7 protein-coding genes and 1 pseudogene are annotated in these 7,998 nt (G+C 71.3%); 6 read left to right on the top strand and 2 right to left on the bottom strand.

The features are described 5' to 3' along the window. The coding region (locus tag ACFWU6_RS33175) for a helix-turn-helix domain-containing protein (RefSeq protein ID WP_383985147.1) at window positions 1-218 on the bottom strand (218 nt) is incomplete at its 3' end. 212 nt (window positions 219-430) lie between these two features. Here ACFWU6_RS33175 and ACFWU6_RS33170 point away from each other — a divergent pair. Genes ACFWU6_RS33170 through ACFWU6_RS33145 form a run of 6 tightly spaced genes read left to right on the top strand, consistent with a single transcriptional unit; the run spans window position 431 to window position 4,743 of the window. After that, complete coding sequence (locus ACFWU6_RS33170) at window positions 431-1,447, top strand: zinc-dependent alcohol dehydrogenase family protein (RefSeq protein WP_383985144.1); 1,017 nt, start codon at window positions 431-433, stop codon at window positions 1,445-1,447. A gap of 29 nt (window positions 1,448-1,476) precedes the next feature. Next, the gene (locus ACFWU6_RS33165; RefSeq protein ID WP_383985142.1) at window positions 1,477-1,887 is read left to right on the top strand and encodes a cupin domain-containing protein; all 411 of its coding nucleotides are present in this window, start codon (window positions 1,477-1,479) and stop codon (window positions 1,885-1,887) included. Window positions 1,888-1,902: 15 nt separating this feature from the next. Beyond that, window positions 1,903-2,568 (top strand): SDR family NAD(P)-dependent oxidoreductase, encoded by a 666-nt coding sequence (locus ACFWU6_RS33160; RefSeq protein WP_383985139.1) that lies wholly within the window; start codon window positions 1,903-1,905, stop codon window positions 2,566-2,568. Beyond that, window positions 2,565-3,110, top strand: coding sequence for a cyclophilin-like fold protein (locus ACFWU6_RS33155; RefSeq protein WP_383985136.1), 546 nt, complete (start codon window positions 2,565-2,567; stop codon window positions 3,108-3,110). Before ACFWU6_RS33160 ends, ACFWU6_RS33155 begins: the two co-directional genes overlap by 4 nt. Before the next feature lie 41 nt (window positions 3,111-3,151). Then, window positions 3,152-3,919 carry a glucose 1-dehydrogenase gene (locus tag ACFWU6_RS33150; protein WP_383985133.1) on the top strand — a complete coding sequence of 256 codons (768 nt, stop codon included), beginning with the start codon at window positions 3,152-3,154 and terminating at the stop codon, window positions 3,917-3,919. Window positions 3,920-3,975: 56 nt separating this feature from the next. Beyond that, on the top strand, window positions 3,976-4,743 hold the full coding sequence (locus tag ACFWU6_RS33145; RefSeq protein WP_383985130.1) for an SDR family NAD(P)-dependent oxidoreductase: 768 nt from the start codon (window positions 3,976-3,978) through the stop codon (window positions 4,741-4,743). A gap of 12 nt (window positions 4,744-4,755) precedes the next feature. Here ACFWU6_RS33145 and ACFWU6_RS33140 read toward each other — a convergent pair. Beyond that, window positions 4,756-7,679 (bottom strand): annotated as a pseudogene (locus ACFWU6_RS33140) (Tn3 family transposase). Window positions 7,680-7,998 lie beyond the last annotated feature (319 nt).

The raw sequence follows: 7,998 nt of genomic DNA, 5'->3' as shown, positions 1-7,998 counted from the left end.
CGGGCGAGGGCTTCGAGGACGGACGGGGAGACACCGGCGAGGTTGCCGCGCTCCAGCTTCGCGTAGTACTCCACGCTCACGTCGGCCAGGGCGGCGACCTCGCTGCGGCGCAGGCCGGGCACCCGGCGCCGGTTCCCGGAGGGCAGGCCGGCCTGCTCAGGGGTGATCTTGGCGCGCCGCGAGGTCAGGAACTCGCGGACCTCTGCTTGGTTGTCCACGCCTTCGACCGTACGTCCCGCCCGCGTCCATAGGGATGTACTGGCAGTACACCTCTTGATGGTGTCTCGCTGTCTGCGCAAGGAGCGGGTTACCTGGATGACGTGGTGCTTTTCGCCCTGTCACGACGACGGGATCGGGCGCCCGGCCCTGCACTCGGCGACGGCCCCGGCCTCGGGGATCTCCCGCCTCGGCACGCGAAGGAAGATCATCTATGCGCGGCGCAGTCATCCACGCCCCCCGCGACGTCCGCTTCGAGTCCCTGGAGGACCCGAAGCTGCTCCACCCCACCGACGCGATCATCCGCACGGCCGTCACCTGTGTGTGCGGCTCCGACCTGTGGCCCTACCGCGGCGCCGAGCCGATCGGCGACCCGCACCCGATGGGCCACGAGTACGTCGGCTTCGTCGAGGAGGTCGGCTCCGAGGTCACCGCAGTGAAGCCGGGCCAGTTCGTCGTCGGCTCCTTCGCCACCTCGGACAACACCTGCGCTAACTGCCGCAACGGCTTCCAGTCCAACTGCCTGCACCGCGAATTCATGTCCACCTGCCAGGCCGACTACGTGCACATCCCCAACGCACAGGGCACCCTGGTCGCCACCGACGAGGTGCCCGGCGAGGAGTTCTGGCCGGGCCTGCTGGCCGTCTCCGACGTGATGGGCACCGGCTGGTGGGCCGCGGACGCCGCCGAGGTGAGGCCCGGCTCGACCGCCGTGGTGGTCGGCGACGGCGCGGTCGGCCTGTGCGCCGTGATCGCGGCGAAGGAGATGGGCGCGGAGCGGATCATCGCCATGTCCCGCCACGAGAGCCGGCAGAAGCTCGCCCGCGAGTTCGGCGCCACCGACATCGTCACCGAACGCGGTGAAGAGGGTGCGGCCCGGATCAAGGAGCTGACCGGCGGGATCGGCGCGGACAGCGTCCTGGAATGCGTCGGCACCGCCCAGTCCATGAGCCAGGCCCTGCACTCCGCCCGCCCCGGCGGCAACGTCGGCTTCGTCGGCGTCCCCCACGACGTCGCCGTCGACGGCCAGGAGCTGTTCTTCTCCCACGTCGGCCTGCGCGGCGGCCCCGCCCCCGTACGCCGCTACCTGCCCGACCTCATCGATCGCGTCCTCAAGGGTGCGATCGACCCGGGCAAGGTCTTCGACCTCACCCTTCCCCTGGACCAGGTCGCCGAGGGCTACAAGGCGATGGACGAGCGCCGCGCCATCAAGACCCTCCTCAAGCCCTGACCCTCCCGACCCCGCGCAAGGAGCACTCCGTGCAGATCACCCGCAGCTCGATCGAAACCGCCAAGGGCCCGGCCGACTGGTTCACCGGCGACGTCTACATCGACCCCGTCGCCGCCGCCCCCGCCCCGTCCCGGGTCACCGCCTCCCTGGTGCACTTCACCCCCGGCGCCCGCACCCACTGGCACCGCCACCCGCTCGGGCAGACCGTCTTCGTCACCGAAGGCGTCGGCTTGTGCCAGCGCCGCGGCGGCCCCGTCGAGGTCATCCGGCCCGGCAACCGCGTCCTGTTCGAGGCCGACGAGGAGCACTGGCACGGCGCCGCCCCGAACCGGCTGATGGTCCACCTCGCCATCAACGAAGGCGACGACGACCACGCCGTCGTGCACTGGCTGAGCCCGGTCACCGACGACGAGTACACCGCCACACCAGCCACCGCATGACCGAGGAGCACCATCGTGACCACCTTCGCCCTGATCGGCGCCGGCCCCGGCCTGGGCCTGGCCGCCGCCCGCCGCTTCGGAACCGCCGGCCACCACGTCGCCCTCATCTCCCGCAACGCCCAGCACCAGGACGAACTGGCTGCCGAGCTGGCCCGGGACGACATCACGGCCCGCGGGTTCACCGCCGACGCCCTCGACCCGGCCTCCCTGACCGTGGCCCTGGACGCGGCGGCCGAGGAACTGGGGCCCATCGAGGTCCTCCAGTTCAGCCCCGTGCCCCGCGGCGACTTCATGAAGCCGGTCCTGGAGACCACCGCCGCCGACCTGGACGATCCGCTCGCCTTTTCCGTCAAAGGCCCGCTCACCTGTGTGAACACGGTCCTGCTCGGGATGCGAGAGCTGGGCCGGGGAACGCTGCTGTTCGTCAACGGCGGCAGCGCGGTGCGCCCGAACCCCAAGGTGGCCGGCACCTCGGTCGCGTTCGCCGCCGAGAGCGCGTACGCCGCGATGCTCCACGACGCCCTCGCACCGGAGAACATCCACGCCGCCCAGCTCATCATCCCCGGCGCGATCCGCCCGGACGCCGAACACTCCAGCCCCGACGTGCTCGCCGAGCGCCTGTACGCCATCCACACCCAGCGCGATGCCTTCCGGCACTACGCCGAACCCATGCCCGCATGACCACGTCCCGGATGCCGCCCACGACCCGCGCCGCCCTCCGCCTGCTGCTCCGCACCGCTCCGGCAGCCGCCCTGCTGCTGGCCGGCACCGCCTGCTCCAGCGGAACACCAGACACCGCCCCGGCCGCCTCGTCCTCTGCCGCCTCTGGAAGGCAGCAGCCGCCGTCGGCGTCCCCCTCCGGAAGGAGTACATCCATGAACATCCGGGTCACCCTCGACGGCCGCCCCGTCGACGCCGTCCTGAACGACAGCCCCGCCGCCCGCGACCTCGCCAAGCTGCTGCCGCTCACCCTGGACCTGGAGGACTTCCACGACACGGAGCGGGTCGCCGACCTGCCCCGCAAGCTGAACACCGACGGGGCTCCCGAACCGGCCGCCGCGAAGGCCGGCGACATCGCCTACTACGCCCCCTGGGGCAACCTCGCCCTCTTCTACCAGGACGGGCCTGCCCCCTCCCCGGATCTGCTGGTCCTCGGCCACCTCGACGTCAGCGCCGACCAGCTCGGCCAGGCCACACGCATCACCATCGAAGCAGCCTCCTGACCCGGCCCCCGTACGACCCGCACCTCGATCGGAGAACACCCGTGACCGTCACCTACGACTTCCGCGGCAAGACCGCCTTCGTCACCGGCGCCGCCGGCGGCATCGGACGGGCCACCGCCCTCGCCTTCGCCCGCGCGGGCGCACGGGTAGCCCTCGCCGACCTCTCCGGTGACGGGCTGCACGAGACCGCCCGCCTCATCGACGCCGCCGGGGGCGAAGCCCTCACCCTCACCTGCGACGTCACCAGCGAGGACGACGTCCAGGCGGCGGTCGACCTGACCGTCGAGCGCTTCGGGAGCCTGGACGCCGCCTTCAACAACGCCGGCGTCGAACAGCCCGTCCAGCCAGCCGCCGACACCGCCAAGGAGGACTGGGACCGCATCCTCGGCGTCAGCCTCACCGGGGCGTTCCTGTGCACCCGCGCCCAGATCCGCCAGATGCTCCGGCAGGACGGCGGCGGCGCGATCGTCAACGTCTCCTCCGGCGCCGGCGTCAAAGGCTTCAAGGGCCAGGCCGCCTACGCCGCGGCCAAGCACGGGATCATCGGCTTCACCCGCTCCGCCGCCCTCGACCACGCCGCCCAGGGCATCCGTATCAACGCCGTCTGCCCCGGCATCATCGACACCGAGATGATCCGCCGCTTCGGCGACACCCGCCCCGGAGGCCGCGAAGGACTCATCGCCGACGAGCCCGTCGGCCGCCTCGGCACGCCAGAGGAGATCGCCTCCGCCGTGCTCTGGCTCTGCTCCACAGACGCCGCCTTCACCACCGGCACCGCCCTCGTCGTCGACGGCGGCCAGACCACCTGAACCCTCCGGCCCACGCCCGACGCCCACGCCGAAATCTCGCCCGAGGAGACAACGCCATGAACCCCACCTACGACTTCACCGGCCAGGTCGCCTTCGTCACCGGCGCCTCCTCCGGCATGGGTCTGGCCACCGCCCGCGCCTTCGCCCAGGCCGGCGCCGCCGTCGGCCTCGCCGACATCGACGAGAAGGCCGTCTCCGCCGCCGTGAAGGAACTCACCGACGCCGGCCACCGGGCTCTCGCCCTGGTCTGCGACGTCACCGACGAGGACCAGGTCGCCAGTGCCGTCGACCGCACCGTCGAAGCCTTCGGACGGCTCGACATGGCCTACAACAACGCCGGCATCATGCCCCCGCCCACCGACGCCGCCGACGAGTCCGCCGAGCAGTTCGACCGCGTCCAGAACATCAACCTGCGCGGCATCTGGGCCGCCATGAAGCACGAGCTGCGCCACATGCGCGACCAGGGCAGCGGCGCCATCGTCAACTGCTCCTCCCTCGGCGGTCTCGTCGGCAACCCCGGCCGCGCCGCCTACCACGCCACCAAGCACGGCGTGATCGGCCTGACCAAGAGCGCCGCCCTCGAATACGGCCCGCGCGGCGTGCGGATCAACGCCGTCTGCCCCGGCACGATCAGCACCCCGATGGTCGACGCCATGGTCGAAGGCGGCGAACTCGACCGCACCCAGGCCGAAGCCGGCCAGGCCATCGACCGCCTCGGCACCGCCGACGAGATCGCCCAGGCCGTCCTGTGGCTGTGCAGCAGCGGCGCCGGCTACGTCACCGGCATCGCGCTGCCCGTCGACGGCGGCTACACCGCCCAATAGTCGACATCCTGCTCACGCCTCCCCCTCGTCGTCCTCATCCAGTTCCTGCGCATCGGGGTCCCGCACCGGGCGCAGGGCGCCGGCGGCTGGGACGCTGGCGGTGAAGCTGTAGCGGCCGAGCAGGTTCAGGTTGCGGTGCTTGAGCGGGGACAGCCGGGCGATGTCCTCGCCGTGGATCTCGTGGCCCTCGGCGCGCAGCTGGGTGACGGCGGCGTCGATGTACTTCGTGGTCCAGAGCACGATGGCGTTGAGGACCAGGCGGAGCGCGCCAAGCTGGTCCTCCATGCCGTCGCGGTAGGCCTGGTGGATGGTGCCGCGCTTGCCGTGGCACACGTCCCGGGCGAGCTTGTGGCGGGACTCTTGGACGGTGAGCTGGCGGTTCATCTGCCGCCGGTAGGTGTCGTCCACCGGGTCGACGACCCGCAGCAGGTGTTCGGTCTTGGCGATCCCCCCGTACTCGGCGAACGCGGCCCCGAGCGGGGTCGGCGGCCGTCGCGTCCGAACATGCGCAGCAGGTCGTAGGCGCGGACCTGGTTGGTGACCAGGGAACCGGCGACCTTCAGCATGTCCGGCCAGTGCGTGATCACCTTGTTCAGGTTCACGCGGTTGCGGGCCAGGTCTTCCACCGCGCCGTACGTGCCGGTCTGGACGCCGGGCATCGTGGCCCGCCAGAACCGCTGGTCGTCCAGGTCGCGGAACCGGGGGCTGAAGTTGTAGCCGAGGATCTTGAACAGGCCGAACACCATGTCGGAGTACGAGGCGTTGTCGGTGGCCACCATCTCCGGCTTCACGCCTCCGTCGAGGTTCAGCAGGGCGCAGGATGTGCAGGGAGTCGCGCGGGGTGCCGGGCACGACCATCTGCCCGATGCCTGCGACCTGGTCGTTGACGGCGTTGAGCCAGGTGATGCCGCGCTTGAACCCAAAGTACTTCGGCGACGGGGCGGCGTTGATGGTGCGCACCGGCACCTGGAAGCGCAGCCCGTCCACGGAGGCGAGCAGCCCTTCTCCCCAGTACCGCACGATCGGGATGCTGGCCTGGGCGGCGATGAGAGCTGCGTTCGCGGCGGCGATGGTGTCGGCGCGCAGGTAGTACTGGTCGACGTGCACGAGCCGGGCCCGGGTCAGGGCCTCGTAGCCGGGGTTGACCACCGGGGCCAGGCCGATGTTGCACGCCTCGGACACCAGCAGCGCGACCACCGAGGTGGGCAGGTCCTTCATCCGGGTGGTGCCGTCGCCGAGGTGCACGAAGGCATCGAGAAAGCCGGTCCAGGCGTTCACTTCGAACAGCAGGTCCGGCAGGTCGATCTTCGGGAGCATCTTCTCGACCCGCTGGCGCAGCCAGGTCAGGGACTTCGGCTCGCCGAGGGCGCCGAGCTTGTCGACGTTCAGCTTCACCCGCCCGTCGCCGGCCACCTCGATGGAGACCCTCGCCGCCGGCCCCGCTTCCTCCAGGCGCGTCGCGAGCTGCTTCCATCCGGCGTCCAGGCCCCGCACCAGCTCCGCCAGGTGCTCGGTGACGGGCATGTCCAGGCTCAGGGCCGCCAGGACGTCCTCCTCGACCGCGTCCCAGTCGGGCCCGTCCAGCAGGCGGGCGCGCGGGTTGGACCAGCGGTGCGAGGGCGAGGCGAAGACGTCGCTGTTGTTCAGGGCCCGGTGCAGCTGCTCCAGCACGCACACCACATACGCGTCCCGGTCCACCGCACCCTGCGGCAGATCCGGGTTGGCGTACACCGCCTTGCGCCACGCGGGCGGTACGAGCTTGTCGTCCACCTCGCGCGGCAGCAGCGGCTTCACCCCCACCTTCCGCCGGGCCAGCGCCGGCAGGCCGCGCACCCCGGCCAGGACCCGCTTGCCCGCGCTCGCCGCGTCCAGTGCTCCTCGACCAGCTCCAGCTCCTCGAACAACACCTTCGCCGCCCGCGCGAGCACCCGCGACGCCTTCTCCAGCTGCGGCAGCGTCGACAGCCGCTCCTTCTCCGTCTTGCGCTTCGCCGTGTTCAACAGCCGGGTGGCCATCAGGACCTGGAACAGATCCAGGGCCTCGTCGATCGCCTTCGCCTCCAGGTGCCGCATCACCGCGGTGAGCATCGCCGTGCGCTTGGGCTCCGCGGCCCGCTCCAGCAGCGGCGCCTTCGACCCCAGCGCGTACCGGGCCAAAGCGGCCATCCGGTTCGGCGGGATCTGCGACAGTCTCAGCCGCCCAAGCCGGTACGCGCCGATCTCGTCCACCCGCTCCAGCGCGCGGGCGAACGCCGTACCCGTCGTCCGCGTCGGCGGCCGGCGCAGCCGCTCCAGCTCCGAGAACCGCGAGCCCTCCGGCGTCTTCAGCGTCGCCACCAGATCCCCGGGCAGCGCCGGGTCCGCACGACGGGCGGCGCCCGCGACCGTGGCGTGCAGCCGCTTCTCCGCGACCGTCCGCGCTTCCGCCACCTGCCGAGCCAGCACGGACACCCCGGGCAGCAGGACCCGGTGACGGCGCAACCAGCCCACCGCGTGATCGAACAGCGCCTTCGGGCCCTCGGCGTGCGTCCACGCCCGCCCGTGCAGGAACGTGCGGAACCGCCGGCCCCACTCGGCGTCCTCGTAGGGGTGGTAGCCGTAGGCGTCCCGGATCTCCCACGCGTGGTCATACAGCGTCTGACGCCGCTCCATGTACCGCTTGACCACCGACGGGTCCTCGATACCGAGCTGCACGGCCAGGTGCTCGACCACCGGCCACGGCACCGCGAGCGGCTCCTCCAGGAACAGGCCGACGTACCGAACCGTGCGCATCTGGAGCGCGAACCCGAGCCGGTGATGCTCCGTCCGCCGCAGGGCGATCAGGTCCCGGTCGACGTCGTCCAGGAAGAAGAACCGCTCCAGCTCGGGCCTCGTCGGCTCCTCGGCGAACGTCCCGTACGCCTCGGCCTGCTCATCGCTCAGAAATTCCACCGGCACAAGCCGGACCGTAGCCAGCCCCAGACCAGGCCCGGAGGCGTTTCACCTAACCCCAGCGGCGAAGTGGATCACTGTGCTAGACGACCATGATCGTTCTCACCGATAACCGCTGTACCGATGTTCCCCGAGGCCGGTTCCGCCCGGCCGCGGCCGGGAGACCGGGGCACTCGCCCACCGGATTCCCGCGGGGATCGCCTGGCGGTGTCCGGATCCGTGGACGTTCGTTAGAGGTCATCTCATTTGGCCAGTCGCCGGTAGCAGATGAGGGTGCAGGCGAGGCTGGTGAAGGCGAGGAAGTGCTCGGCCTTGCGTTCGTAGC

The organism is Streptomyces sp. NPDC058674 (assembly GCF_042716505.1).
In the GTDB taxonomy this organism is placed as follows: Bacteria; Actinomycetota; Actinomycetes; order Streptomycetales; family Streptomycetaceae; genus Streptomyces.
Note: the sequence above shows the minus strand (reverse complement) of the source record. Positions and strands in the feature narration are given on the sequence as shown.